This window comes from Ulvibacterium sp. (assembly GCF_028285715.1).
GTDB lineage: Bacteria > Bacteroidota > Bacteroidia > Flavobacteriales > Flavobacteriaceae > Ulvibacterium.
Genome location: NZ_JANQOO010000016.1, coordinates 21,609 through 48,082 on the forward strand (window position 1 = coordinate 21,609; position 26,474 = coordinate 48,082).

Sequence of the window (26,474 nt, forward strand, 5' to 3'; positions counted from 1 at the left end):
TCAAGTAAATGATGAAAAAGTTAATTAAATTTCTAGGTCTGGCCCTTTTTGCTGGGGCTCTATTTGTAGGGTGTAGCAGTGATGATAACGACCCGGCACCTACGCCAAACCCGCCACCAGGGGGTGGGGGTGGTGAAGACACAACCCTTTCAGGTACTATCGAAGAGGATAGGCAATTGGATGCCTCACAACAATATACTATTGATGGCAGTGTTTTGGTAGCCTCGGGAGTAACCCTTACTATTCCCGCGGGTACGGAAATTGTATCAAATACCGGTAGCGATAATTACTTGGCGGTGTTGCAAGGAGGAAATATCGATATTCAAGGTACCGAGGCCAATCCTGTTGTAATGCGTTCCAATGGTACTGCAGGAACTTGGGGAGGCCTATTGCTTTGTGGTAATGCCACAACCACTGCAGGTGAAAATGTAACCGCCGAAGTAGGAGGGCTTGTGTACGGAGGTTCTGACGACGCTGATTCCTCAGGTAATATTGACTATTTGATCATTAGGGATGCTGGTGCGGTGATTTCCGGTGATTCTCAATTCAATGGCCTATCGCTATATGCCGTAGGCTCCGGGACTACCATTGACAATGTGGCCATAATAAACGGTACGGATGATGGGATTGAATTTTTTGGAGGTACTGTCAATGTTAGTAATATTTATTTAGAGAATAACCTGGATGATGCCATCGATTGGACAGAAGGTTGGAATGGAACGCTCAGCACTGCCTATGTGATCAATACTGTAGAAAATTTTTCAACCATCGTCGAAGCGGATGGGGTCAATAATAATCCTACGATCGATGGTCTTACCGGTATTTCCTCTACAGGTGGTTTGGCCATTCAAATGAAGAATGCCTCCGGAGCCACGATCAATGGTTTTACTGCAACAGGTTTCCAAGATTTATTTGATTTTCCAGGTACTTCCGGTCCTGCTGAACTACAAATTGATGGGGCAGATGCCAATACTGCGGATGATGCCGTATATGCCTCATCCCAAACCAATGCAAGTTTGTTTGCCTGGGCCACCGAAGCCATTGTTGGCGGTCAATTACCGGCGAACATAACTGCCGATTTAACGCTTGATCCCACTGTGGAGTATACCATAAGTGGTGCAGTTCTCGTAAACAGTGGTGCTACTTTGACCATTCCGGCTGGAACACAAATTGTTTCCGAGTCCGGTACCGCTAACTATTTGGCCGTATTACAAGGTGGTTCCATTGATATCCAGGGAACCTCCACTAGCCCTGTAGAAATGCGTTCCGATGATGGTGGTGATTGGGGTGGACTCCTAGTTTGTGGTAATGCTACTACCACGGCCGGTGAAAATGTAACCGCTGAAGTTGGTGGGCTTGTTTACGGTGGTAGCGACGATACCGAATCTTCCGGTAGCATTCAATATTTGATCTTAAGAAATACAGGGGCACAGATTAATGCCGACTCACAATTCAACGGTCTCTCCCTATATGGTGTGGGTTCAGGAACCACCATTGATAATGTTGCCGTTATTGAAGGTGCCGATGATGGTATAGAGTTCTTCGGTGGTACGGTCAATGTTACCAATTTCTATGCCGAGAATATTGAAGACGATGCCATAGACTGGACGGAAGGTTGGAGCGGTACTTTGGATGTCGCCTATGTGGTCAATACCATTCAAGGTTTCTCTACTGCCGTAGAAGCGGACGGAGTCAATAATAATCCTACAGTAAGCAATTTTACCGCCATATCATCTACAGGTGGTTTGGCCATTCAAATGAAAAATGCTTCTGGGGCGACCATTACCAATTTTACAGCCACTGGTTTTGATGATTTATTTGATTTCCCAGGCACTTCCGGTCCTGCTGAACTACAAATTGATGGGGCAGATGCCAATACCGCGGATGATGCCGTATATGCTTCGTCGCAGACCAATGCAAGTAATTTTGCTTGGGCAACAGGTGGTTTGACTTCTGAAGTATTACCTGCAAACATTACCGCGGATACCACTTTGGATGCTGCCGTAATATATACCATTAGTGGTCCGGTCCTCGTGAATAGCGGTGCAACTTTAACTATCCCCGAAGGAACTGAAATAGTGTCCGCTTCCGGTACCGCCAACTACTTGGCCGTATTGCAAGGAGGTGCAATTGATATTCAAGGATCCGCTACCAGCCCTGTAGAAATGCGCTCCGAAGACGGAGAACCATGGGGTGGACTTTTAATATGTGGTAATGCTACAACAACGGCAGGTGAGAATGCTACAGCCGAAGTTGGTGGCTTAATTTATGGAGGCGATAACGATACTGAGTCCTCTGGTAATATCGACTATTTGATCCTAAGGGATACCGGGGCCCAAATCAATGCGGATTCCCAATTTAATGGCTTGACGCTCTATGCGGTTGGTTCAGGTACCACTATAGACAACGTAGCCTGTATTGGGGGTGCCGATGATGGTATCGAATTCTTTGGAGGAACGGTTAACGTAACCGGCTTTTATGCAGAAGACCTAGAGGATGACTCCGTAGATTGGACGGAAGGTTGGAATGGTACTTTGGCGGACACCTTTGTTAAGCACACGATTGCTGGTTTCTCTACCGCAATTGAGGCCGATGGTATTAATGCCAACCCAACATTAACTAATTTCACTGCGGAATCTTCTGTTGGTGGCGTAGGTATACAAATGAAGAACGCTTCCGGTGCAACTATTACCGGATTAAGCTTAACAGGTTATGCTACACAATTTGATTTCCCAGGAACTTCTGGCCCTGCTGAATTACAAATTGATAGTGCGGACGCTAATGAAGCAACTACGTACACCTCTTCAACAACAGTTGAGGCGGATTTTGATTGGATCAATTAACATTAATGTTATAAAATCCTCTTTTCTATACTTGTTATAGAAAACGAACAATCAAAAACCCCGGATAAGAAAGAAATCTTATCCGGGGTTTTTTGTTTGAAACAGTCTTGAAAGGCGTTCCCGATACAATGGCCCCAGGGCTAAAGGCGGTTTTAATGTAGCCTAGGTCAAAATATTGCGCAAGCTTTCCACAGGACGGAGTCCATATTCCTTCCTTTCTTAAAGCCTCACAATATTGTTGGCAACAAATTAATGCCAATTGCCATTATCCTGCATTTCATCGAATTTTTCCAAGGATTACGGGCCTCAAAAGGACATCGTGCATCAGAATTCCTATATTTGCGGTACGCTATTTGTTACCCATACTCTATGAAGCACCTTTACCTCGTCTTTTTTTTACTTTTCATTTCCATCGTCTACTCGCAAGATGCCAAGACCAATGGAGACATAGACGGGTTTACGCTCTATCCCAATCCCGTAACACAGGGCAAGGTATATATTAGTACTACGGAAAATGCCCCAAAGAAAATTTTGATTTTTGATGTGCTGGGAACCAAGGTATTACAAACCACTCTTTTGGGCAACGAATTAAATCTTTCCGATTTGGATGCAGGGGTATATGTACTGCGTGTTTTTGAAAGAAACAAGGTAGCCACCCGCAAGCTTATCGTTAAATAGACCTATTTTTTTTACATTGATCGATACCGATTAGCTGTAGAAAAAAGAAGGTTAAATCTTTTTACATCAGTACTTTCCTAATGTATTTCTTAGTTTTTGCATTCGATAATAGGTAGAAAAATCCGATGAACGGTTTGTCTCGTTTTATTCACCTACAATTTATCGAATTTCACAACATTTTCACCGGATACGTAGTCCCTTTCTGTATCTTTATACTGTTGATCCCAAATCAATACCTATGCAAAAACTCTACTTTGGCATTTTTATGCTATTTGCTGTTTCCGTATATGGTCAGGAAGTCGTTGGTACTCCTCTTGCCTCAACTACGGAAAATTCCACCTTCAAGCTATATCCCAACCCGGCCCTTGATGATGTGGTATATATTACTACGCCCAGAAACCTCAACAAGGAAATTGCTGTTTATGATGTTTTTGGAGAAGTAGTCTTAACGGACAGAATACGATCTAACGCCCTCAATATTTCTAAATTGGTCTCAGGGGTGTACGTGTTACAGGTTACCGAAAATAACAAGACCATGACAAGAAAGCTTGTCGTGAAATAATCGATATTATAAAGAGGAAAAAAAGGAATCCACTTATGGATTCCTTTTTTTATGCTTTGGCCTTATCCCCTTACCTTTGCTCCTACAAGAGCCCTATGATAGATACCAATAAAATATTTGGGATAAAGTCAAAATTAGAGTTTGAACGCTTCGCATGGCAAATATTCAATTTTCAGTACAACAACAATGTCGTTTATCATGACTTTTGCGATCATTTGGAAAAAACTCCGAATAAATTGGTAGGTATAGAAGAAATACCTTTTATGCCCATAGAGTTTTTTAGGAGTAAAAAAATTATCTCTTCGAAAAAGAATTCCCAAATTGTATTTACCAGTAGCGGAACCACGGATACCCGAACCAGTAAGCACTTTGTTATCGATCCCTCCCTATATACAAAAAGCTACCGGGCCGCTTTCAATCGTTTTTATGGAGATGTTACCAAATACTGCGTTTTGGCTTTACTCCCGTCTTATTTGGAAAGAGAGGGTTCTTCTCTAATCTATATGGTAAATGACCTAATTGATCAAAGCCATCACCCGGATAGCGGATTTTATCTCAACAATCTTAAAGGCCTACAAGAAAAATTGGTGCACCTTGATGCCCAAGGAGACCAAACCCTTCTATTAGGAGTTTCCTTTGCCCTTATGGACTTGGTAGAAAAACATACATTTTCCTTAAAGAATACCATTGTAATGGAAACCGGCGGGATGAAAGGCAAAAGGAAGGAAGTGGTCCGTGAAGCCTTGCATGGCATTCTTAAAAAAGGGTTCGGGGTGAGCCATATCCACTCTGAATATGGCATGACGGAATTATTGTCCCAAGCCTATTCCCAAGGTGATGGCCTTTTTAAAACCCCTCCATGGATGAAAGTCCTGATCCGAGATCCCGAAGATCCATTGTCACCCCAAAATGATGGGAAAACCGGAGGAATAAACATTATAGACCTAGCCAACATATATTCCTGTTCCTTTATTGCAACCCAAGATTTGGGGAAACGGTATACCGATGGAAGTTTTGAAATCTTGGGCCGTTTTGACCATTCGGACATCCGTGGATGTAATTTGATGGTGTTGTAAATAATGGATTAAAAATTAGCAATTACCAATAACAATCCTAACCAATGGTTTAAGGTTGTAAAATGTAATTGGAGAAACTCCCAAAAATGATGGGGTAGCACATCTAACCCTATGTAAAAGAGCAAGTTTAAACCTAATCACTTTTAGGTGTTAAATCACTATTGACCCCTTTCACTTTGCAACCAGGAAATGGCAAACTTGAAATTGAACTTGTACAACCGATATTCGGCGACAACTGACCAATATCCTGAGATTTTTTTCGTTATACTGATTTATTGTTTCATTGTTTACAAAATTGTAGCCCACCTAGTAACCCATTAACCGACTTTAAGCTCATGCGGACGTATTATTTAGCCATTTTAATTTTACTTGGATGCCTTTTTTGTACAGCCCAAAGGGTAGATAAGACCAAGGTGCCAGATTGGGTGAATCCAATTCCTTTTATTCATGAAGAGGCTAGTAAAAATCAAGGAGGTTATCAATATCTATTACTTGATTTCCAAGACAATTTACCAAGGCAAAATGTTTACAGGCACTACGCAATAAAGGTGCTGAATACCAAGGGAATTCAAGAAATGTCCGATATTGATGTGACCTATGACCCCTCTTATCAGAAACTCGAATTTCACCAGATAAGATTGGTTAGAAATGGAACTATAATAGACAGATTGGGAGAAAGTACGATAAATGTTTTCCAGAGGGAAACTCAAATGGAACGGTCCCTTTATGATGGTTCTTTTACGGCAGTCATTAATTTATGGGATGTTCGGGAAGGTGACATTATAGAATATGCGTTTTCGATTAAAGGATTTAATCCAATAAACAAAGGAAACTATTCCACCACTTTGTATCAAGAATACACTTCCCCGGTAAATCGAATTTATAACAGAATCATAACCAACAAGACCAATAAGATATGGTATAAACTATTGGAAGGGGCAAGTGAACCTACGGTCACAAAAACACATAAAAGAACAGAATATATTTGGGATTTGGACGGTTCTCAGAACAAATTATATGACAGTAATGTTCCGCCCTGGTTTGATATACAAAAAAGAGTGTCCATTTCAACTATGGAGGATTGGGGTAAGGTTGTAGATTGGGCCAAAGGGTTATATACTTATCCCACGGATAACCTATCTGTTGCTAAAGAACTGATGATAGAGGATGAACCATTGGATGAACGTATAGTGCAACTAATCCGATTTGTACAGGACGAAATAAGATATTTAGGTTTTGAATCCGGTATTGGGGCCTATAAGCCCAATATACCATCAAAAGTGTATCGCCAACGCTATGGAGACTGTAAGGACAAGTCACTCCTATTGGTATCCCTTTTGCGAAAAGAAGGCGTTTCTTCCTTTCCTTTATTAGTAAATACGCAATTGCGAGATGGTATAAGAAATTTGTTGCCAAGCCATAACATCTTTGATCATTGTATCGTTTATTTCAATTTTGAGGGCAAGGATTTTTATGTGGATCCTACAATTTCCGATCAGGGAGGAAATTTGGAAAATCTATCTTTCCCTAATTACGGAACTGGACTTCTTGTAAAGTCAAATGAGGATGGTCTAATAACTATTTCAAAAGGTAAAAAAAGCGGAATAACTATTAACGAACGTATCAGGATAGATTCAATACAGGGAAGTGCCACTTTGAGCATAGAAACCGAATATACAGGAGGTAAAGCAGACTATATACGGAGTTACTTCAATAACACTCCAATGGAAACTATTGAGAAAGAATATATTAACTACTACAGCAACCTTTATCCTCAAATTGCTTTCTCTAGCGGAATCAAATTAAATGATGGTCTAAGAAATTCATATAATAGCGTTTATGTAGAAGAATACTATGAAATAAATGAGTTTTGGTCAAAATCTGAAGAGGGAATCCTTTATTGTGAGACCTATCCTTTAGTACTGGAATCCCTAATTAATTATCCTGTTTCTGCCAAAAGGAATATGCCATATCATCTCGGTGAGCCCCATTCCTTTTCCCAAAAGACCACGATAGAGCTTCCTGAGAATTGGCCTGTAAATGCTACCGAAAAAACCATTGAAGGAACTGGTTTTAAGTATACCAATAGCATAAAAGGATTTGGGTCTAGCCTAAGTGTAGCGCATACTTATGACCTTGATACAGATACGCTGCCAGCTGATCAAGTTGCCTTATTTCAAGAGAAGAATGATGAGATAAAGAACAGTTTATCCTACTACCTTACATATGACTCCCAAAATGCTGGGTTTAAGTTAAGTTGGGTTTCTATTTTGCTCTTAGTCCTTGCCGTAATATCTGGATTCTATTTTTCACTAAAAATCTTTCGGGAATATAACCCAAAACCTCAAGGCAATGGGCCCGAAAAGCCCATTGGAGGATGGTTGATACTACCGGCCATTGGCTTGTTGCTCTCCCCTATTCTAATCTTGGTACAAGTCGTTTCAGAAGATCAATTCAATGAGCATATTTGGTCCGCATTTTACAATCTGCAAGAAGGGCAATCTTTGAATCTTGTCTTTCTTTATGGTGCTGAGCAATTCTACAATTATCTATTGATAACCTTTAGTGTTCTGCTTATCATCCTCTTCTTCAAAAAAAGGACAAGTCTTCCAATACTTATTACCATATACTATACATTGGCGTTTTTGGTCCCCCTCATAGACTTGATACTCGTAGAACAATTGGTGCCGGGACAGTTAGGTGAGGCAGAGACAATGGCATCTTATAAAGAAATTGCCCGAAGTTTTATCACAGCGGCTATCTGGATACCTTATTTTAATATTTCGCAGCGGGTAAAAGATACGTTTTGTAGGACTTACGAAAACTCCAAAGTATCGGTAGTAATCCAAAATTCGGAGGCTTAGAAAGAGCTCATATCATTATTCCTTTTTCCATAAATCCCCATTATCGCTGCGTATCAGGGTGCGTGAATCAACAATCCTAAAATGAAAGGGAAGTGCAAAGCTAGAGGTTGGCTCCTGTTCCAAAAAAATTTCACCATCTTCCACCCTGTAATCAAATCGATATGCCGTATCCCCGCCGTCAAAACGTATATTGGCCCTGGAGGCATCGAGAAAATGAACGAATTCCGTACAAGTTTGTTCCTCGGTACAATCGGGAATTTCATGGACAAATCGGCCTTGTAAGCGATTCGCACAACAATCATCCTCACCGCACGAAACGAAAAACATTAAGATTAAAAAAAGGGATAATACATCCTTAACCGATTTCATTTCAAGTCGTATTATCTATACCTACAAGATACGAAAATCGATAAAAGCTGTTTCTTCTAATATGGATTCTAGTCTACCAGCAGAACAAAATAATTCCTTCTGCCCTTTTGCAAAAGCACAAACCGTTCATTGATGAGGTCAGAAGTGGTTATGACGTAATTTTCCTTGACCTTCTCCTTGTTTACGGAAATGGAATTCTGTTTTAGTTCCCTTCTCGCTTCGCTATTGGACCCCAAAAAACCGGTTTTGGCGGAAAGTGCTCCGATCATATCCAAACCGCTTTCCAATTCCACCCTGGGAATAGGGCCTTGGGGTACCCCTTCAAAAACATCTAAAAAGGTCTTTTCGTCCAAGAGCTTTAAATCTTCCGGAGTAGATTTTCCAAAGAGAATCTGACTGGCCTTTACGGCATTATGCAAATCCTCTTGGGAGTGTACCATTACGGTTATTTCCTCGGCCAAACGTCGCTGTAGTATCCTTAAATGGGGCGCTTCACGATGTTCGTTGATTAAATGTTCAATACCCTCTTTTGAAAGAAAGGTGAAGATTTTTATATATTTTTCCGCATCCTCATCGGAAGTGTTCAACCAGTATTGATAAAATTTGTAGGGCGAGGTCCTATGGGCATCCAACCATATATTGCCTCCTTCGGTCTTCCCAAACTTAGTGCCATCGGCTTTGGTAATCAAAGGGCAGGTCAGGGCATATCCTTTTCCACCGGCCATCCTTCGTATAAGCTCGGTTCCTGTAGTGATATTGCCCCACTGGTCGCTACCGCCCATTTGAAGTGTGCAATTATGATTTTGATAGAGGTACAAAAAATCGTAGCCCTGTACCAGCTGATAAGTGAACTCAGTGAAGGACATCCCTTCGGTGGATTCCGCAGAGAGTCTTTTTTTCACGGAGTCCTTAGCCATCATGTAGTTTACCGTAATGTGCTTACCTATATCACGGATGAAGTCCAAAAATGAAAAATCCTTCATCCAATCGTAATTGTTGACAAGCACCGCTGCATTATCGGATTCACTATCAAAATCAAGAAATCGTGATAATTGTGCTTTTAGGGCCTCCTCATTAAGACGCAATGTCGCCTCATCCAGCAAGTTGCGTTCGGAGGATTTTCCTGAAGGATCACCTATCATTCCTGTGGCACCACCTACCAGGGCGTACGGTTTGTGTCCGGCCAATTGAAAATGCCGAAGCATCATCACACCTACCAGATGGCCTATGTGTAGCGAATCGGCAGTCGGGTCTATACCTACATAGGCAGATTGCATTCCGCCCATTAGATGTTCTTCCGTACCAGGCATGGCATCGTGCAGCATTCCCCGCCATTTTAATTCTGATACAAAGTTGGAAGCCATGATAACTCTCTTTTACATTTTGCTGCAAATATAAAAGGAAATCCAATGGTTTCTGTTTTTCAGAAAGCCAAATTAATCCGTCCCAAATATGTAACTTTGGGTTATGGTTTTGGTTACCGGAGGTACTGGAATGGTCGGGGCACATTTGCTACTTCACTTGTTGCAGGGGAATATCCCGATCAAAGCAATACATAGGCCAAAAAGCAATCTTCAAAGGGTTAAAAAAGTCTTCAACTATTATACCGAGAACGGTGATGACCTCTTTCAGCAAATTAATTGGATAGAGGCCGACCTCAATGACATTCCGGCATTGGAAATCGCTTTTAAAGACGTGGAATATGTATACCATGCCGCTGCACTGATATCTTTTGACCCGGGCGACTACAAAAAACTATTTGAAACCAATGCAAAAGGCACTGCCAATATCGTTAATCTCTGCATTGAAAAAGGGATAAAGAAGCTGTGCTATATAAGCACAATAGGAACCATAGGAAAAAGTGCCGAAGATACCATGGCCACAGAGGAAAACGAATGGTCCGATCAGGAGGTCAATGTCTATGCACTTACCAAATATTCGGCAGAAATGGAAGTTTGGAGAGGTTCCCAAGAAGGTCTGCCCATTGTGATCCTAAATCCAGGAGTAATCATAGGTCCTGGTTTTTGGGACAGGGGTACCGGCGACCTATTTACTACAGCAAATAAAGGATATACATATTACCCTCCTGGCGGTACCGGTTTTATTACTATTCATGACGTGGTCCATATTATGATGTCCCTGATGGAATCCAAAATATACAATGAGCGATTTATTACAGTGGCCAAAAATTTGACTTTCAAGGAAATCTTGCAGCAAATGGCCCAGGCTTTGGGAAAGCAAAAACCAAATAAAGAACTGAAAGTATGGCAATTGGAAATTGGAAGATGGTTTGACTGGCTTAGAAATCTTTTTACCGGTCAGGGCAGGCGAATTACAAAAAATGCTATCCGATCCTTAAAACATCGTGAATTCTATAGCAGTAAAAAACTAAAAGATAGCTTAGGTTTCGATTTTGAGCCTCTGGATGGGGCCATTGAATTTTGCTGTGCCAAGTTTAAGGAAGAGAATCCTTGACCTTTTTTGATTTTTTTTTCTTTGAGCCCCTCTTCTTTTCCATTTCAACGGCCTTTAAACTATCACTGATCTTATTGGCCTCCTGAAGAGCTTTCTTTTCTTTTTCCAGATTTGCTTCCACTTCTTCATAAATGGCTTCGTATTCCGAAGGAAGGGATGCATAATACGTGTCGCTTTGCACAAATCGGGCGCTATCAATGTTGTACTTCTTGAAAATATAGTCCGTCGGTTCGATATTATGTTCCTTCAATATGGAAATATTGGTGTTCTTTGCGGCATTTATCACCGCCAAATCCTTTAGGATGGCCACCATTTGATCTTTTGGAATCAAATCCTTTGGTTTTTCCATCAACTGTTCGCCGCATGCGACAAGTAAACCAATCAACCCAAAAAAAAGTATTCGTCCCATGCTATCGCTCAAAAGTTAATCGCCTGCCATTTCTTTTGGTCGAAAACTTCCCATTTTCATACGCTAAATGACCATTCACAAAGGTATGGGATATTTTGGAAGAAAAAATGGATCCTTCAAAAGGAGACCATCCACATTTATACAAAATGTTATCCTTTGATACGGTCCAAGGCCTATCAAGATCTACTAAGACCAAATCGGCAAAATACCCCTCCTTAATGAATCCACGTTTTTCTATTTGAAATAAAATAGCAGGATTATGACACATTTTGTCCACTATCTTTTCCAAGGAAATGGCACCTTCTTTATATTTTTCCAAAACGGCGGGCAGTGCATGTTGTACCAAAGGTCCTCCCGAGGGAGCTTTGGTATATACATTATCCTTCTCCTCCAGGGTATGGGGAGCATGGTCCGTAGCGATCACGTCAATGCGATCATCCAAAAGTGCCTCCCAAAGCTGTTCTCTATCCAGGGCTGTCTTTACGGCAGGATTCCATTTTATTAAGGTGCCTTTGTCCTTATAATCCGTGTCCGAAAACCAAAGATGATGTATACAGACCTCAGCCGTTATCTTTTTCTCTTTTAAAGGAATATCGTTTCGAAACAATTGGGTCTCCTTGCCCGTAGATAAGTGGAACACATGTAATCTGGCTCCGGTTTTTTTTGCCAAGGCAATAGCCTTGGATGAAGAAAGGTAGCATGCCTCTTCACTACGTATTATTGGATGGTATTGTATGGGGATGTCTTCTCCATACCTTTCCCTGTGCCATGCCAAATTCCTCTTTATGGTTCCTTCATCCTCGCAATGCGCCGAAATTACCATTTCCGTGTTCCTAAAAATCTTTTCAAGTACGGCCTCGTTATCCACCAACATGTTTCCCGTAGATGAGCCTAGAAACAACTTTATCCCGGAACAGGCATTTTTATCCAGTCGTTTTATTTCCTCCAGGTTGTCATTTGTCCCTCCAAAAGGGAAGGAATAATTGGCGTAGGAAGTTTTGGCGGCCACGGCAAATTTCTCCTCCAACCTTTCTATGGTAACGGTTTGTGGATTTGTATTGGGCTGTTCCATAAAAGTGGTAATCCCCCCCGCTATAGCCGCTCTACTTTCAGAGGCGATGTTCCCCTTGTGGGTAAGCCCAGGTTCCCTAAAATGAACTTGGTCGTCAATAATTCCCGGCAAAAGATAGCGGCCCTGGGCATCTATAATCTCTGCATTCACATTGGTGATATCCCTATCTATTCTAAGAATGCCATCATCTTCAATCAACACATCGCTTTCGAATATTTTGTTCTCATTGACGACCTTGGCATTCTTTATTAACTGCCTACTCATGTTAAAACCTGTTTTTTTGGAAAAGACTGCGCATTTTCATCATAAATACTCCGAAAATAGCCTCTCCAATAATGGAAGAACTCATCTTTGATTTTCCTTTTTCACGATCTCTAAATATAATGGAAACTTCCTCTATTTTATAGCCTTTAAGATAGGCTCGAAATTTCATTTCTATCTGAAAGGCATAACCAATAAATCGTACCGAATCCAATTTTAGATTTTCCAATACATGCCGTTTGTAGCATACAAAACCTGCTGTGGGGTCATGTACGCGCATACCGGTCACCATCTTTACATAAAAAGAAGCTCCATAAGACAACAAAACCCTATATAATGGCCAGTTTACCACGTTGACTCCTTTTTTATAACGGGAGCCAACGGCCACATCGGCACCATTTTTACAAGCGCGGAGTAGCCGTTTTAGATCGGTAGGGTTATGTGAGAAATCGGCATCCATTTCAAAAATGTAATCATACTTTCTTGTAATGGCCCACTTGAATCCATGGATATACGCAGTTCCTAAGCCCGATTTTTCTTTTCTGACCTCCAAGAACAAACTTTCAGGAAACTCCTCTTGCATTTTTTCTACAACGGATGAGGTTCCATCCGGGGAGTTATCGTCAACAATAAGTACATGAAAATCGGTGTCCAATCCAAAGACAGCCCGGATTATAGCCTCAACGTTTTCCAATTCGTTGTACGTTGGAATAATGACTAGGCTGTTCGACATGGGTATATTTGGATTTGCACAAAAATAGTGTTTTCAACAGAGTGGAAAAATGAAGTAACTCTAATTGTACTTTGAGCAAAGGACAGGAAGATGCCCAGAATTTGTAATTTTGACCTAAATGAAGTGAATACATGCCAGTAAGACTGCCTAAACTCTTTCTATTACTTTTAGGAATTATTTTAGTCCTTAACCTATTACAAGCCCATTTTACGGAACTTATTTTTGATGAAGCCTATTACTGGCACTATGCCCAAAATATGGCCTGGGGATATTTTGATCACCCTCCAATGGTGGCATTACTTGTGAAGATTGGCAGCTTCTTTTTTAAGGGAGAACTTGGAATTAGGTTTATGAGCTGTCTACTATCCGTTGCTACCATTACTGTACTGTGGTTAATGATAGACGATGACGGGAAACGGAAATACATTACCCATTTCTTCGTATTGGTATTTTCCATGACCCTAATGAATGCATATGGGTTCTTTACCTTACCCGATACGCCCTTATTGTTCTTTACGGCTTTGTTTTTATTGATTTATAAACGATTTATTCAAGAGCCTTCCTATTTATGGGGCATTATTTTAGGAGTGACCATGGCCGCTTTGATGTACAGTAAATATCATGCTGTTTTGGTTATCCTCTTTGTGCTGTTGTCCAATCTAAGGCTGTTGACCAACAAGTTTGCATGGTTTGCCGTAGGGGTGGCCTTGCTCTGTTATATCCCACATTTTTTGTGGTTATATGAAAATGATTTTGTTTCCATTCGATATCATTTGTTTGATCGGCCGAATGGGGCTTACGATTTTGAGAAATATACTTTGGGGTTTTTAATTAATTTGGTCGCTATCTTCGGGTTGACTTTCCCATGGATTTATAAGGCGGTTTTTAAGACAAAATCATCCAGTCTTTTTACAAAGGCACTACTTTATCTCACTTATGGGGTACTGCTTTTCTTTTTCCTCTCCAGTTTTAATAGGAGGGTTCAAACACAATGGATCATTGTGGTTTCCATTCCTATGGCCGTCCTTGTCTTCCAGCGGATGTTAACGGATACTACCCTACGAAAATGGATCTATAGAACCGGGATAGCCACTATTGTGATTATACTATTCCTACGTATCGGCCTCATATACAAACCTTTTTTTCCAGTATATTACGAGACCCATGGCAACAGGCAATGGGTAAGCGAGCTACAAGCAGAAATAGGTGACATTCCAGTAATCTTTGAAAACTCGTATCGCAACGCACCTATGTATGCCTTTTATTCGGGGAATCCGACATTTTCACTTAATACGTACATGTATCGAAGAAATCAATACTCCATAGATGATTCAGAAGAAAAATTACAAGGTAAAAAAGTTCTTTACGTTTCTAAATATATAAAGAAGGGCGATCTTTCCTTTACCAAGGTAGATGGAGCCCACTATAAAGCCAGGTATATCCGGAATTTTGAATCTTTCCGAAAATTGGAAGTTTTGGTTGAGAAAAAAGAATGGGCACTGGGCCATGAGGAAGAGCATCTTTTTAAAGTTTACAATCCATATGATATCGATATTGACCTTAAAAAGCTAAAGTTTAGCATAGCCTATTTAAACGATTACAAACAGGTGAAGGATGTTGAGCCTTTGAAAGTCCATCCGGTATCAGAAAATATTTTATCGCTTAAACCCAATGATACCTTGAATTTTTCGTTTATGTTTCCAAAACCCAAAATCAAAGATCCTGGTTATTTCAGAATCGGTATTTCAGAAAACAAACTACCCCTTGGACTCAATGGAAAAAATATTAAACTAGAATAGTGGAACCTATATTTAGAAATACATCCACCATAGATTGGATAACACTTCTACTATTTGGAAGCCTGTTATTTGTTATAGTGGCTAAAAGTCTGTTTTACGGTCGATTTCTAAATTTCGTCATCTTACCCTTTAACAACAAATATATCTTTATGTATAATAAGAAGGAAAAGTTGATGAACTGGTTCCATATCTTTTTTACGTTTTTTCAAATCATAAATTTTTCCCTGTTCATTTTCCTAACTTCAAAGATATTGCTGCAAAAGGAAAACGACTCGTATCCCATGTATCCGATTATTCTGGGTGGGTTGGTTTTATTCATACTGATAAAAATTTTTTTACAATTGGGCAACGGTTTCATCTTTGGCGTCAATAAAGTTATTGGTGAACTCATTTTTAAGAAACTATCTTATCTGAACTATAGTAGCATGGTAATGTTCCTTGCCAATATAGTTCTTGTTTATATAATCAAAGATTCCAAGGTTGTAGTTTATTTATCCATTTTCTTAATTCTTTTGATAAATGCAATCGGCTGGATTACAGTGTTGAAGAATCATCAAAAATTCATCACTGGCAATTTTTTCTATTTTATTTTGTACCTTTGCGCTCTCGAAATTGCGCCGTTCATCATCATTGGAAGTTATCTAAAAGACTAGGTTTATATGAAAGTAAAGACGATTTTGGTGTCCCAACCGGAGCCGAAAATGGAAAACTCCCCATATTCAAGACTTATTGACAAGGAAAAGGTAAAGGTAGATTTTAGGCCATTTATTCATGTAGAAGGAGTTGATGCAAAAAATGTTCGTCGTCAAAGAATAGACCTAAAAAATTACACGGCCATTATTCTTACCAGCCGCAATGCAGTTGACCACTTTTTTAGGATAGCGGAAGAAATGAGATTTAAGGTGCCGGACACCATGAAGTACTTTTGCCAATCCGAAGCCGTTGCTTATTATCTTCAAAAATATGTGGTTTATCGTAAGCGTAAAATTTACGTAGGAAAGCGCATTTTCAATGAACTTGTTCCCCTTTTCAAAAAATATAAGGAGGAAAAATTTTTGCTTCCCTCCTCGGATTCCCTTAAACCAACAATACCTGAGGCTTTGGATAAGGTAGGCATCGATTGGACCCGAGGAATTTTCTATAAGACAGTAATCAGCGACCTGTCCGATCTTCGTGATGTTTATTATGATGTCCTCGTATTCTTTAGTCCTTCGGGCATAGAATCCCTTTTAAAGAATTTTCCCGATTTTGAACAAAACGATACGCGTATTGCAGTATTTGGAAATTCTACCGTAAAAGCTGCCACCGATGCCGGTCTACGAATAGATATTAAGGCTCCTACCCCGGAAACACCTTCTATGACCATGGCCCTGCAGAAGTATATCACTGCGGTAAACAAAAAGTAAAGAGGTTCATTTTTAGAAAAATCCGAAATTTTCGTTTCATCGAACCTCTTTATGCCATCACTGTATGGGTCTCATTTTGGCCTGGCGTCTAAAAGGCATATCGCTGTGGTCCTCCCCGTCGTATTTCCTCGGTAGCATGCGATTCAAATTTCTTGAAGTTTTCACGGAACGCATTCGTCAACTTAAAGGCAGTTCTGTAGTAGGCTTCATCGTTATTCCAAGTGGCCCGCGGACTTAGGACACTGGTCGGAACTCCGGGACATCGCCTAGGTTGTGCCACACCGAACACCGAGTGGATATGATAGGTATCATAGGTATACAATCCCAAATCACCATTCAAAACAGCCTGGATCATGGCGCGGGTGTATTTTAGTTTCATTCGCGTCCCAACACCATACGATCCCCCAGTCCACCCCGTATTCACCAACCAAACATTTACTCCGGCCTCGGTCATTTTCTTACTTAACATTTCGGCGTATTTTGCTGGATGCAATGGCATAAAGGGAGCTCCAAAACAGGCAGAAAAAGAGGGAATAGGCTCTACCACCCCAGCTTCGGTTCCTGCCACCTTGGCCGTATATCCAGAAATAAAATGATACGCGGCTTGACTGGGAGTCAGTTTGGAAATAGGAGGTAGTACCCCAAAGGCATCCGCTGTTAAGAAAAAGATATTCTTGGGATTATGACCTATGGATGGCCTTTGAACATTGTCAATGTGGTACAAGGGGTAACTCACACGGGTATTCTGCGTGATGGAAATATCGGAGAAATCAACTTCACCCCTATCGTTCATAATCACGTTTTCCAGAATTGCGCCTTTTTTAATCGCCCCATAAATTTCAGGTTCATTTTCTTGGGAAAGGTCAATCACCTTGGCATAACATCCCCCCTCAAAATTGAAGATTGCGTTTTCATTGTTCCAACCATGTTCATCATCACCGATTAGTTTGCGGGTAGCATCCGTGGACAAGGTTGTCTTACCGGTTCCCGATAGTCCAAAGAAAATAGCCGTATCCCCTTTTTCTCCCACATTGGCGGAGCAGTGCATGGGTAACGTATTCTTATATACAGGGAGTATAAAATTAAGCGCGGAAAAAATTCCTTTCTTAATCTCTCCCGTGTAGCCCGTTCCTCCAATCAACGCAATTTTTCGGGAAAAATTCAATATGGCAAAGTTATGCTGTCGCGTACCATCCTCTTTCGCAACGGCTCTAAATCCCGGAGCATTGATTACCGTCCATTCGGGTTCAAAATTCTTCAATTCCTCTTCCGTGGGTCGGATAAACATATTGTATACAAATTGGTTGGACCAGGGATATTCGGTAATGACCCGAATATCCATTCGGTAGTTGGCATCGGCACACGCGTAGCAATCGCGCACATAAAGTTCCTTGTTGTTCAAATAAGTGATAACCTTATCATAGAGTTTATCAAAGGCCGAAGGTTCGAAAGGCATATTGATGCCACCCCACCATACTTTTTCGGAAGTAATAGCATCTTTTACAATGAACCTGTCCTTGGGCGATCTTCCCGTAAATTCACCAGTGTGTATCGCCAAAGCTCCCGATGAGGCTTCCCTCCCCATATTCCTCTCCAAAGTAATCCCGTGAAGATTTGAGGAATCTAGTTGATACTGTATATCGTTATGGGTAATCCCATAATTTTTAAGGGAAATAGACCTTGGTTTATTTTTCGATATATCCATCCGAACCAACATTTTCTGGTTAAAAATTGCTCAGTTTAAACTCCTGAAACTATGATAGCCCAAAAGTATCCAACCTAACACGAGTAACGTCCCGCCAATTGGGGTTAAAAAAGCAATCGACTTAGCATTAAAACTTGTAATACTGTTTATCGCCAGTAGGTATATAGAGAAGGAAAATAGAATTACTCCACTAAAAACGCAGTAAAATATCCATTTTTTCCTTTGCTCCGGAATCTTATTTACGTTCGCCAGTATCAATAGAAAAAAAGCATGGTACATTTGATATTTTACCCCGGTCTCAAAAGTCTGTACCGCCTTGACATCCACTAGCTTCTCCAGACCGTGCGCCCCAAATGCTCCCAATAGTACCGCCGACATCCCTAAAATTGATCCTATCAAAAAAATTGTTCTGTTCATAACTTCGCTGGCCCTCTTTTTTATAAATGTAACAAATTGATACCTTAGTGCTTCGTATTATTTGCAAAACTAACCGTATAAAACCTATGTTGCGAAAAATATTGATTATTGGTGCGGGAAAATCCACCGCCTATCTTTTGGATTACCTCTTGGAAAAGGCGGCCTCCCAACAGTTACACATTACCATTGGTGACTTGAACCCCGATACCATTTCCAAATCTGTAAAAGAACACCCCTCCTGTACCGTAATACAACTTGATATTTTTAAGGAAGACGATAGAAAAAGGACCATTAAAAATTCTGATATTGTTGTTTCCATGCTACCCCCCAGAATGCACGGTAATGTGGCCAAGGACTGTCTTGCCTTTGGAAAGCATTTGGTTACGGCATCCTATGTTAATTCGGAAATCCGTACGTTACATAAAAAAGTTAAGGAAAAGGGGTTGGTCTTTATGAACGAAATGGGCCTGGATCCAGGGATAGATCATATGAGTGCTATGCAGGTTATTGATCGAATTAGGCGAGAGGGAGGAAAAATGTTGTTGTTCGAATCCTTTACAGGAGGGTTGGTCGCACCGGAGAGCGATACCAATCTTTGGAACTATAAATTTACCTGGAATCCGAGAAATGTAGTATTGGCGGGACAAGGCGGCGCGGCAAAATTCATTCAGGAAGGGACTTACAAATACATCCCCTATCACAAACTCTTCAGAAGGACGGAATTCTTTGAAATTGAAGGGTATGGTCGTTTTGAAGGATATGCCAATAGGGATTCCCTGGATTATAGGAAAGCCTATGGCCTTGAAGATGTTTTGACTCTTTATAGAGGCACTATGCGAAGGGTCGGATTTTCCAAGGCATGGAATTTGTTCGTTCAGCTAGGCATGACAGATGATAGTTACTCCATTGAAAACTCAAAAGGCATGTCCTATCGAGAATTTGTTAATCTGTTCCTTCCCTACTCGCCAACAGATTCGGTGGAGCTTAAATTAAGACACTATTTAAAGATAGATCAGGACGATAGCATATGGGGCAAATTGTTGGAGTTAGATCTTTTTAGTGCCAAAAAAACCATCCCATTGGAGAATGCCACACCGGCACAAGTACTGCAATGGATTCTTGAAGATAGCTGGACCCTGACCAAAGATGACAAGGATATGATAGTCATGTACCACAAGTTCGGTTACGAGCTATCCGGAAAAAAGCAGCAAATAGATGCCAATATGGTAGTTATCGGAGAAAACCATAGCCACACCGCTATGGCCAAAACGGTAGGGCTCCCTGTGGCCATAGCCACCCTCCTGATATTGAATAAGGAAATTAAGACGCCAGGGGTACAGATTCCGATTACCAAGGAAGTATACGAGCCTATTCTTTCCGAACTTAGTGCGCTAGGCGTAGTTTTCAAGGAATTTAAGGTGCCTTACCTGGGATATAACCCAGATTCCGTTGCAAGTTGAGGTATCTTTCTTTGAAATCACCCCCAGGAATCATTTGACTATTGACTTCTGCTTCTATCAATTTGCGAATAGAACGAGCAAAGATTATCTATTTGCACATATTTCATAGTTTTGTTTTTAAATTGAAATATATTCCATGAAATCTAATAACGAAAAAGTAAAAATAGATGGTATCGACAAGAAAATTCTAAGATTTCTTATGCAAGATGCCCGTAAGCCCATTTTGGAAATCGCACGAAATATCGGCATTTCCGGAGCCGCTATACATCAACGTCTTCGAAAATTGGAAGCTTCTAAACTATTGGCCGGATCTAAATTCATCATCAATCCCAAGGTCATGGGCTACACCACCATGGCATATATCGGTATATATTTGGACAAAGCAATGAGCAATCCGATAGCCGTAAAGCATTTGGAAAAAATCCCCGAGGTTTTGGAATGCCATTACACCACGGGGAATTGGTCCATACTCATAAAAGTCCTTTGTAGGGACAATGAACATCTGATGTATGTGCTCAACAAGGAAATACAACAAATTGAAGGTGTTTCTAGAACCGAAACCTTTATTTCCCTGGCTCAGCAGATTGACAGGCAAATCTCCATTTAATAGTTAAATTCGATAAGTACAATGGGCTCTTTCTCTGCAATACCCCCGGCGGCCAAATAGGCTTTTTGGGCCGCAATATTGGATTTCTCCGTAGCTACCCAAGCTTCAGTACAACCGAGTTGCCTGCCGTATTCCACCAAAAACTTCGTCAACTTTCGGCCAATGCCCTTTCCTTGAAAGTCATCTAGGACCGAAACCTCATTTACAAAAAGCTGAGGGTCTTTATCGGGATGGACATAGTGGAATCCCGACGCCATTCCTACAACATCATCTCCATGATAGGCCAGGACCAGGTGATGCCTCTTGTCCTTGATAAATTCAGCGGTACGATTTGGTTTAATGGGATAATCGAACAATCGATCTCCAATACTTTGTAAAGCCGGCAAATCATCTATTGTGGCCAGTCCTATAGTTATATTTTCTTCCATAATGTTGGGTATAAAAAAACCTGTCAAGTTTATTTTACAAGACAGGTCCTATTTAAATTATTCGTAGGAATTAATCCCTACCGCCAAAAACCTGTAAACCCCAGTAGACCAATGTGGCCAATGAACCGATTGCAGCTACCAAATAAGTGCGGGCAGCCCACTTTAGGGCATCCTCGGAACCTTTGTATTCTTGCTGGGTAACCATATTCTTTTGTCGTAACCATACCAAGGCCCTTTTACTTGCATCATACTCCACGGGCAAGGTAACAAAGCTAAATAGCGTAGCCATGGCCATCATCACCAATCCGGCAACCGCTATATAATATCCCAGACCAACACCGGCAGCGGCTCCTAACATTAATCCCCCAAAAACTACCCACATGGACATCCCCGAGGTGATACTCACGACGGGAACCAATTTGGAACGCATGGTTAACCATTCATAGGCCTGGGCATGCTGTACCGCATGACCACATTCATGGGCAGCGACCGCAGCAGCAGCAGCGTTGCGCTGGCTATAGACCCCTTCGCTCAAATTGACCGTTTTGTTTTTTGGGTTATAATGGTCGGTAAGCATCCCTGGTGTAGAGATTACCTTTACATCGCGGATTCCGTGATCCGCCAACATTTTCTCCGCAATCTCGGCACCACTCATCCCATTCTGCAAGTGCACTTTGGAGTAGTGTCTAAATTTACTTTTAAGTTTTGCACTTACCAACCAGCTTACCAAGGCAATGGCTCCAATTAATATATAATATCCCATCATAACTTCTCAATTTTAAATATTTGTTTTAAAGTTAAAAAAGATTCCCCTAAGCACGGAGATGACTTTTCACTTTATCAAGCAAAAATCCCGCCAATGTATCTAGACGCCTTTATGGATGCGAACAAGGTGACAAATACTGACAAAATGTACATTAAATTGCCTTACTCAGGTCCTATTTTAATCAAAACCTACAAAAGTGCCAGGACTCCAATAATCCATGGCCAAGTATTGTAGATACACTATTGCGGCATAACCCACATATAAATCTGAGCACGATTCCTTGTGCAATTCCCACATACAACCCTCCTCAAAAAATGGTTCGCGTTATATCCCTGACGCTTGGAGCAAATTAAGATAAGACGGAGTTAAATCATGGGGGCCTGATGGGATAACTCTGTTACCCTACAATGTTCACAATTTTCCCCGGTACCACGATAACCTTTTTGGGTGTTCGGCCCTGTAATTGTTGTTGGGTCCTTTCGTGGGCCATTACGGTTTTTTCAATCTCTTCCTTTGCCATATCCAAAGGAAGTTCCAAGGTAAAGCGCATTTTACCATTAAAGGAAATTGGGTATTCCTTGCTACTTTCCGTTATATACTTTGCTTCGAATTTTGGGAAGGACGCATAAGAAATGGTTTGGGTATGACCAAGTCCCTGCCATAGTTCTTCCGCAATATGTGGGGCATAGGGAGATACCAAAATGGCAAGAGGTTCCAAGATTTCCCGACTCGTACATTTTTGGGCCGAAAGTTCATTGACACAGATCATAAAAGTAGAGACCGAAGTATTGAAGCTAAAGTTCTCAATATCTTCTTCCACCTTTTTGATCGTTTTGTGCAGGGTTTTTAGGTTTTCCTTGGAAGGCTCGCTATCCGAAACCGAAAATGTGCCCTCTGTACCGGAATGATACAAGCGCCACATCTTTTTCAGAAAGGAATGCACTCCGGTAATCCCTGCAGTGTTCCAAGGTTTGGATTGTTCCAAGGGACCTAGGAACATTTCGTACAGACGTAGACTGTCCGCCCCGTATTCCTCGCAAATCTCATCCGGGTTGACCACGTTGTACTTGGATTTGGACATTTTTTCTACTTCGCGTCCCACAATATATTTGCCTTCTTCCAGGATAAATTTTGCTTCCTCGTATTCAGGTTGCCATTTTTTAAAGGCATCAATGTCCAACTCATCCGATGAATTGACCAAAGAAACATCAGCGTGTATAGGGGTAACTTTTTTTTCTTGTATCAATCCTTTGGAAACAACATTGACGGTACCTTCTTCTCTAAAGACAAAGGCGCTCGTTCCGGTAATCATCCCCTGATTAATCAATTTTTTGGCATATTCATCTGCCGGAACCCAACCCTTGTCAAACATAAACTTCTGCCAAAAACGGGAATAGAGCAAATGCCCCGTAGCGTGTTCGCTACCCCCTATATATAGGTCCACATCCTGCCAATAGTTAACGGCTTCCCGAGAAAAAATCGCATCGTCATTATGCGGATCCATATAGCGGTTAAAGTACTGGGAGCTCCCTGCCCAGCCTGGCATGGTATTTAACTCCAATGGAAATACAGTTTTATTGTCGATTAAATCGTTCCCAACAACCCTATTGGTCCCAATGTCCCAGGCCCAGTCGGTAGCATTGCCCAATGGGGGCTCCCCGGTTTCCGTGGGGAGGTATTTTTCTACTTCGGGCAATTCCAAAGGGAGATGTTCTTCTCCAAGTATTTGCGGCATTCCCTCCGCATCATAATAGACCGGAAAAGGTTCGCCCCAATACCGCTGGCGACTAAAAACGGCATCGCGTAAACGATAATTCACCTTGCCTTTTCCCGCTCCGATTTTTTCAAGTTCCGCAATAATTTTCTTGGTCGCCTCCTTGTAACTTAGCCCGTTGAGAAAATCGGAATTGGCAATGATCGTCTTTTCCTTATTGGCGAAGGCTTCCTCCGAGATATCCACGCCTTCGAAAATATTGGGAATAGGGATACCAAAGTGCTTTGCAAAATCATAATCGCGTTGATCCCCGCAAGGAACGGACATCACGGCCCCGGTCCCATAACCGGCGAGTACATAATCCCCTATCCAAACAGGGATGGTCTCCTTGGTAAAGGGATGTTCGGCAAAGGCTCCTGTAAAAGCCCCGGTTATGGACTTTACATCCGCCATTCGATCCCGTTCGGAACGTTTGGCAGTGGCTTCCACATAAGCTTCCACCTCAGCTTTTTGTTCCGGAGTGGTTATTTTGGATACCAATTCATGCTCAGGCGCCAAGGTCATAAAAGTGGCTCCAAATATGGTATCAGGTCTCGTAGTAAAAACTTCTATAAAAGTTCTGGGTTCTAGGTTCCGAGAGTTATCAAACGTTGACTCCAAAACCTTAAATTTTACACTTGCGCCCTCCGATCGACCAATCCAGTTGGTTTGCGAATCCTTAAGGGGCTGGGGCCAATCAATTTTTTCGAGCCCATCCAACAACCGCTGGGCATAGGCCGTGATACGCATACTCCATTGGGTCATCTTCTTTCGGATTACGGGATGTCCCCCTCGTTCCGAAACCCCATTCACAACTTCGTCATTGGCCAATACGGTTCCCAAGGCCGGACACCAATTAACCTCGGTGTCCGCCAAATAGGTCAATCTGTATTTAAGTAACATCTCCTGCTTTTCCTTGGGCGAAAAGGCGGCCCAATCCGTTGCCGAAAACAGGGGTGTATCATCGTTACAGGATGCTTTTACATTTGCATTTCCTTCCTCTTCAAATAATCCTATCAAATCTGTTATATCTTCGGCTTTATCCGAATTAAGATTGTACCACGAGTTAAACAGTTGTATAAAGATCCATTGTGTCCACTTGTAGTATTTCGGGTCTGACGTGCGGACTTCCCGGCTCCAATCAAAGGAGAAACCCAATTTATCCAATTGCTCCCTATACCTCTTGATATTGGTCTCCGTGGTTATGGCCGGATGCTGCCCGGTCTGAATGGCATACTGCTCAGCGGGCAATCCAAACGAGTCATATCCCATGGGATGCAATACATTAAAGCCTTTATGACGTTTATACCGTGCGTAAATATCGCTGGCTATATAACCCAAAGGATGGCCAACATGCAATCCCGATCCGGAAGGATACGGAAACATATCCAAAACATAGAATTTTTCTTTTTCGGAATCGTTGCTTGCCCTAAAAGTCCCGTGCTTTGCCCAATATTCCTGCCACTTGGCCTCAATTTCCTTGAAATTAAATTTCATTGAGAGGTTTTTAAAAGAAAATGATCATAATCCCATTGATGTGTACACCAATGAAAGTATGATCTTTGAGTTTAGTTTAGGGCAAAAATAAGTTTATTGGACTTACTTTCCTATTTTTACACCATTGATAAATAGCTATGGGCAAATCCTTTGAGCAGTACCAAAGACGTAAATTGATCTCCTCCTACTTTTCCGTAGTCTTGAGTATAGGTTTGGTATTATTTCTATTAGGGGTCCTGGGACTTCTTGTCCTCAACACCAATAAATTGGCAAACCATTTTAAGGAACAGATTACCTTATCCGTTTTTTTAAAGGATAACGCCAAAGAAGTGGAAATAGACCAATTGCAAAAGAGTTTGGCCATGTCGGAGTACACCAAATCCGCTACTTACGTTACCAAGGAAGAGGCCGCAGAAATGCATAGTGAGGAAATCGGGGAGAACTTTTTGGATTTTTTGGGCTACAATCCGCTTAAAAACTCCATTGATGTGAACCTTAATGCAGACTTTGTTTCACCTCTTCAAATTGAAGAAATTGCAGCAGACCTCGGCCAGAAAAGTTATGTTGACGAAGTGAGTTATGACGAACCCCTGGTTGGACTATTAAGTGAAAATGTAAAAAAGGTCAGTTTCTGGATTTTAGTAGCCAGTGCTGTTTTTACCTTTATCGCCGTTTTACTCATCAATAGCTCCATACGATTGTCCATTTACTCCAAACGATTTATTATCAAGACAATGCAAATGGTAGGGGCTACCAAAACCTTTATTCGAAAACCGTTTATATGGACCAATATAAAATTGGGAATGCTTGGCGCGCTATTGGCCCTTCTAGTCTTGGTCATAGCTTTGTTCTACCTGGACAGAAACTTTCCGGAGCTTGGGCTCTTTAGGGATACCACCATGTTAATAGGTCTCTTTGGCAGCGTTTTTGTTCTAGGAGTTTTTATCTCATTCATCAGCACATATTTTGCAACACAACGTTTCCTTAACCTTAAAACGGACGAATTATATTACTAAATTTGCGTATGGCCAAAAATCAGAAGAATAAGACGGGACAACCACCAAAACCGGAATTTATCTTTCAGCGTAAAAACTACCTTTTCATGTTCATTGGAATAGCTTTCATTGCGCTAGGCTTTATTTTAATGAGTGGAGGTGGAAGTGATGACCCCGCTGTTTTCAATGAGGATATCTACAATTTTAGGCGAATACGTCTGGCCCCTACTCTTGTACTTATCGGGCTTGGGATAGAAGTGTATGCCATTTTGTTGAATCCACATAAGAAGCGTAACTAA

23 protein-coding genes are annotated in these 26,474 nt (G+C 41.3%); 13 read left to right on the forward strand and 10 right to left on the reverse strand.

Annotated elements, in window-relative coordinates; all coding sequences use genetic code 11:
* The first annotated feature begins 8 nt into the window (after nucleotides 1–8).
* The 5 genes from Q0993_RS06235 to Q0993_RS06255 all read left to right on the forward strand — a co-directional run bounded on the left by Q0993_RS06235 (nucleotide 9) and on the right by Q0993_RS06255 (nucleotide 8,023).
* Entirely contained in the window at nucleotides 9–2,843 is a 2,835-nt protein-coding gene (locus tag Q0993_RS06235; protein WP_299530851.1) for a hypothetical protein, read from the forward strand.
* A 369-nt stretch (nucleotides 2,844–3,212) separates the two neighbouring features.
* A complete protein-coding gene (locus tag Q0993_RS06240) occupies nucleotides 3,213–3,521 on the forward strand; it encodes a T9SS type A sorting domain-containing protein (RefSeq protein WP_299530854.1) in 309 nt (102 codons plus the stop codon).
* Nucleotides 3,522–3,759: 238 nt separating this feature from the next.
* Entirely contained in the window at nucleotides 3,760–4,083 is a 324-nt protein-coding gene (locus Q0993_RS06245) for a T9SS type A sorting domain-containing protein (protein ID WP_299530857.1), read from the forward strand.
* Nucleotides 4,084–4,178: 95 nt separating this feature from the next.
* A complete protein-coding gene (locus Q0993_RS06250) occupies nucleotides 4,179–5,159 on the forward strand; it encodes an acyl transferase (RefSeq protein ID WP_299531134.1) in 981 nt (326 codons plus the stop codon).
* Between the two features lie 335 nt (nucleotides 5,160–5,494).
* Nucleotides 5,495–8,023 (forward strand): DUF3857 domain-containing protein, encoded by a 2,529-nt coding sequence (locus Q0993_RS06255; protein ID WP_299530860.1) that lies wholly within the window; start codon nucleotides 5,495–5,497, stop codon nucleotides 8,021–8,023.
* 15 nt (nucleotides 8,024–8,038) lie between these two features.
* Here the strand turns inward: Q0993_RS06255 and Q0993_RS06260 are convergent, their stop codons facing one another.
* Together Q0993_RS06260 and tyrS are read right to left on the reverse strand one after the other, a co-directional pair.
* Nucleotides 8,039–8,392: a hypothetical protein gene (locus Q0993_RS06260; protein WP_299530862.1), complete on the reverse strand. Its 354-nt coding sequence runs from the start codon at nucleotides 8,390–8,392 to the stop codon at nucleotides 8,039–8,041.
* A 68-nt stretch (nucleotides 8,393–8,460) separates the two neighbouring features.
* Nucleotides 8,461–9,756 (reverse strand): tyrosine--tRNA ligase, encoded by a 1,296-nt coding sequence (tyrS, locus tag Q0993_RS06265; RefSeq protein WP_299530864.1) that lies wholly within the window; start codon nucleotides 9,754–9,756, stop codon nucleotides 8,461–8,463.
* A gap of 103 nt (nucleotides 9,757–9,859) precedes the next feature.
* Between tyrS and Q0993_RS06270 the strand changes: the two genes are divergently transcribed.
* The gene (locus tag Q0993_RS06270; RefSeq protein WP_299530867.1) at nucleotides 9,860–10,867 is read left to right on the forward strand and encodes an NAD-dependent epimerase/dehydratase family protein; all 1,008 of its coding nucleotides are present in this window, start codon (nucleotides 9,860–9,862) and stop codon (nucleotides 10,865–10,867) included.
* Here the strand turns inward: Q0993_RS06270 and Q0993_RS06275 are convergent.
* The 3 genes from Q0993_RS06275 to Q0993_RS06285 are packed head-to-tail and all read right to left on the reverse strand — an operon-like array spanning nucleotide 10,848 to nucleotide 13,342.
* The gene (locus Q0993_RS06275) at nucleotides 10,848–11,276 is read right to left on the reverse strand and encodes a DUF4296 domain-containing protein (protein WP_299530870.1); all 429 of its coding nucleotides are present in this window, start codon (nucleotides 11,274–11,276) and stop codon (nucleotides 10,848–10,850) included. The genes Q0993_RS06270 and Q0993_RS06275 overlap by 20 nt on opposite strands.
* 1 nt (nucleotide 11,277) lies before the next feature.
* Nucleotides 11,278–12,612: a dihydroorotase gene (locus Q0993_RS06280; protein WP_299530872.1), complete on the reverse strand. Its 1,335-nt coding sequence runs from the start codon at nucleotides 12,610–12,612 to the stop codon at nucleotides 11,278–11,280.
* A gap of 1 nt (nucleotide 12,613) precedes the next feature.
* Nucleotides 12,614–13,342 carry a polyprenol monophosphomannose synthase gene (locus Q0993_RS06285; protein ID WP_299530874.1) on the reverse strand — a complete coding sequence of 243 codons (729 nt, stop codon included), beginning with the start codon at nucleotides 13,340–13,342 and terminating at the stop codon, nucleotides 12,614–12,616.
* A 131-nt stretch (nucleotides 13,343–13,473) separates the two neighbouring features.
* Here Q0993_RS06285 and Q0993_RS06290 point away from each other — a divergent pair, with 131 nt between their 5' ends.
* From Q0993_RS06290 to Q0993_RS06300, 3 genes are read left to right on the forward strand one after another with little or no spacing between them, the layout of a single operon-like run.
* Nucleotides 13,474–15,141: a glycosyltransferase family 39 protein gene (locus Q0993_RS06290; RefSeq protein WP_299530876.1), complete on the forward strand. Its 1,668-nt coding sequence runs from the start codon at nucleotides 13,474–13,476 to the stop codon at nucleotides 15,139–15,141.
* Entirely contained in the window at nucleotides 15,141–15,794 is a 654-nt protein-coding gene (locus Q0993_RS06295; RefSeq protein WP_299530878.1) for a DUF4271 domain-containing protein, read from the forward strand. The genes Q0993_RS06290 and Q0993_RS06295 overlap by 1 nt, the downstream gene beginning before the upstream one ends.
* Nucleotides 15,795–15,800: 6 nt before the next feature.
* Nucleotides 15,801–16,547 (forward strand): uroporphyrinogen-III synthase, encoded by a 747-nt coding sequence (locus tag Q0993_RS06300; protein ID WP_299530880.1) that lies wholly within the window; start codon nucleotides 15,801–15,803, stop codon nucleotides 16,545–16,547.
* Between the two features lie 88 nt (nucleotides 16,548–16,635).
* Here Q0993_RS06300 and pckA read toward each other — a convergent pair whose 3' ends face one another.
* Nucleotides 16,636–18,252 carry a phosphoenolpyruvate carboxykinase (ATP) gene (pckA, locus tag Q0993_RS06305; protein ID WP_299530882.1) on the reverse strand — a complete coding sequence of 539 codons (1,617 nt, stop codon included), beginning with the start codon at nucleotides 18,250–18,252 and terminating at the stop codon, nucleotides 16,636–16,638.
* A gap of 30 nt (nucleotides 18,253–18,282) precedes the next feature.
* A complete protein-coding gene (locus Q0993_RS06310) occupies nucleotides 18,283–18,669 on the reverse strand; it encodes a DUF423 domain-containing protein (RefSeq protein ID WP_299530884.1) in 387 nt (128 codons plus the stop codon).
* An 86-nt stretch (nucleotides 18,670–18,755) separates the two neighbouring features.
* On the opposite strand from Q0993_RS06310, the gene Q0993_RS06315 reads away from it, so the two are divergent.
* Both Q0993_RS06315 and Q0993_RS06320 read left to right on the forward strand, forming a co-directional pair.
* Complete coding sequence (locus Q0993_RS06315) at nucleotides 18,756–20,129, forward strand: saccharopine dehydrogenase family protein (RefSeq protein WP_299530886.1); 1,374 nt, start codon at nucleotides 18,756–18,758, stop codon at nucleotides 20,127–20,129.
* Between the two features lie 136 nt (nucleotides 20,130–20,265).
* Complete coding sequence (locus Q0993_RS06320) at nucleotides 20,266–20,736, forward strand: Lrp/AsnC ligand binding domain-containing protein (protein ID WP_299530888.1); 471 nt, start codon at nucleotides 20,266–20,268, stop codon at nucleotides 20,734–20,736.
* Here the strand turns inward: Q0993_RS06320 and Q0993_RS06325 are convergent.
* From Q0993_RS06325 to leuS, 3 genes are all read right to left on the reverse strand, one after another.
* Nucleotides 20,733–21,164: a GNAT family N-acetyltransferase gene (locus tag Q0993_RS06325; protein ID WP_299530890.1), complete on the reverse strand. Its 432-nt coding sequence runs from the start codon at nucleotides 21,162–21,164 to the stop codon at nucleotides 20,733–20,735. The two genes, Q0993_RS06320 and Q0993_RS06325, sit on opposite strands and share 4 nt — an antisense overlap.
* A gap of 70 nt (nucleotides 21,165–21,234) precedes the next feature.
* The gene (locus tag Q0993_RS06330; RefSeq protein ID WP_299530892.1) at nucleotides 21,235–21,930 is read right to left on the reverse strand and encodes a zinc metallopeptidase; all 696 of its coding nucleotides are present in this window, start codon (nucleotides 21,928–21,930) and stop codon (nucleotides 21,235–21,237) included.
* A gap of 397 nt (nucleotides 21,931–22,327) precedes the next feature.
* Nucleotides 22,328–25,180: a leucine--tRNA ligase gene (leuS, locus tag Q0993_RS06335; protein ID WP_299530894.1), complete on the reverse strand. Its 2,853-nt coding sequence runs from the start codon at nucleotides 25,178–25,180 to the stop codon at nucleotides 22,328–22,330.
* A gap of 137 nt (nucleotides 25,181–25,317) precedes the next feature.
* On the opposite strand from leuS, the gene Q0993_RS06340 reads away from it, so the two are divergent.
* Nucleotides 25,318–26,196, forward strand: coding sequence for an ABC transporter permease (locus tag Q0993_RS06340; protein ID WP_299530896.1), 879 nt, complete (start codon nucleotides 25,318–25,320; stop codon nucleotides 26,194–26,196).
* 8 nt (nucleotides 26,197–26,204) lie between these two features.
* Nucleotides 26,205–26,474, forward strand: coding sequence for a DUF3098 domain-containing protein (locus Q0993_RS06345; protein ID WP_299530897.1), 270 nt, complete (start codon nucleotides 26,205–26,207; stop codon nucleotides 26,472–26,474).

Coding starts and splice junctions, on each gene's coding strand:
- Q0993_RS06235 (WP_299530851.1), top strand. CDS start 9: ATGATGAAAAAGTTAATTAAATTTCTAGGTCTGGCCCTTTTTGCTGGG.
- Q0993_RS06240 (WP_299530854.1), top strand. CDS start 3,213: ATGAAGCACCTTTACCTCGTCTTTTTTTTACTTTTCATTTCCATCGTC.
- Q0993_RS06245 (WP_299530857.1), top strand. CDS start 3,760: ATGCAAAAACTCTACTTTGGCATTTTTATGCTATTTGCTGTTTCCGTA.
- Q0993_RS06250 (WP_299531134.1), top strand. CDS start 4,179: ATGATAGATACCAATAAAATATTTGGGATAAAGTCAAAATTAGAGTTT.
- Q0993_RS06255 (WP_299530860.1), top strand. CDS start 5,495: ATGCGGACGTATTATTTAGCCATTTTAATTTTACTTGGATGCCTTTTT.
- Q0993_RS06260 (WP_299530862.1), bottom strand. CDS start 8,392: ATGAAATCGGTTAAGGATGTATTATCCCTTTTTTTAATCTTAATGTTT.
- tyrS (WP_299530864.1), bottom strand. CDS start 9,756: ATGGCTTCCAACTTTGTATCAGAATTAAAATGGCGGGGAATGCTGCAC.
- Q0993_RS06270 (WP_299530867.1), top strand. CDS start 9,860: ATGGTTTTGGTTACCGGAGGTACTGGAATGGTCGGGGCACATTTGCTA.
- Q0993_RS06275 (WP_299530870.1), bottom strand. CDS start 11,276: ATGGGACGAATACTTTTTTTTGGGTTGATTGGTTTACTTGTCGCATGC.
- Q0993_RS06280 (WP_299530872.1), bottom strand. CDS start 12,612: ATGAGTAGGCAGTTAATAAAGAATGCCAAGGTCGTCAATGAGAACAAA.
- Q0993_RS06285 (WP_299530874.1), bottom strand. CDS start 13,342: ATGTCGAACAGCCTAGTCATTATTCCAACGTACAACGAATTGGAAAAC.
- Q0993_RS06290 (WP_299530876.1), top strand. CDS start 13,474: ATGCCAGTAAGACTGCCTAAACTCTTTCTATTACTTTTAGGAATTATT.
- Q0993_RS06300 (WP_299530880.1), top strand. CDS start 15,801: ATGAAAGTAAAGACGATTTTGGTGTCCCAACCGGAGCCGAAAATGGAA.
- pckA (WP_299530882.1), bottom strand. CDS start 18,252: ATGGATATATCGAAAAATAAACCAAGGTCTATTTCCCTTAAAAATTAT.
- Q0993_RS06310 (WP_299530884.1), bottom strand. CDS start 18,669: ATGAACAGAACAATTTTTTTGATAGGATCAATTTTAGGGATGTCGGCG.
- Q0993_RS06315 (WP_299530886.1), top strand. CDS start 18,756: ATGTTGCGAAAAATATTGATTATTGGTGCGGGAAAATCCACCGCCTAT.
- Q0993_RS06320 (WP_299530888.1), top strand. CDS start 20,266: ATGAAATCTAATAACGAAAAAGTAAAAATAGATGGTATCGACAAGAAA.
- Q0993_RS06325 (WP_299530890.1), bottom strand. CDS start 21,164: ATGGAAGAAAATATAACTATAGGACTGGCCACAATAGATGATTTGCCG.
- Q0993_RS06330 (WP_299530892.1), bottom strand. CDS start 21,930: ATGATGGGATATTATATATTAATTGGAGCCATTGCCTTGGTAAGCTGG.
- leuS (WP_299530894.1), bottom strand. CDS start 25,180: ATGAAATTTAATTTCAAGGAAATTGAGGCCAAGTGGCAGGAATATTGG.
- Q0993_RS06340 (WP_299530896.1), top strand. CDS start 25,318: ATGGGCAAATCCTTTGAGCAGTACCAAAGACGTAAATTGATCTCCTCC.
- Q0993_RS06345 (WP_299530897.1), top strand. CDS start 26,205: ATGGCCAAAAATCAGAAGAATAAGACGGGACAACCACCAAAACCGGAA.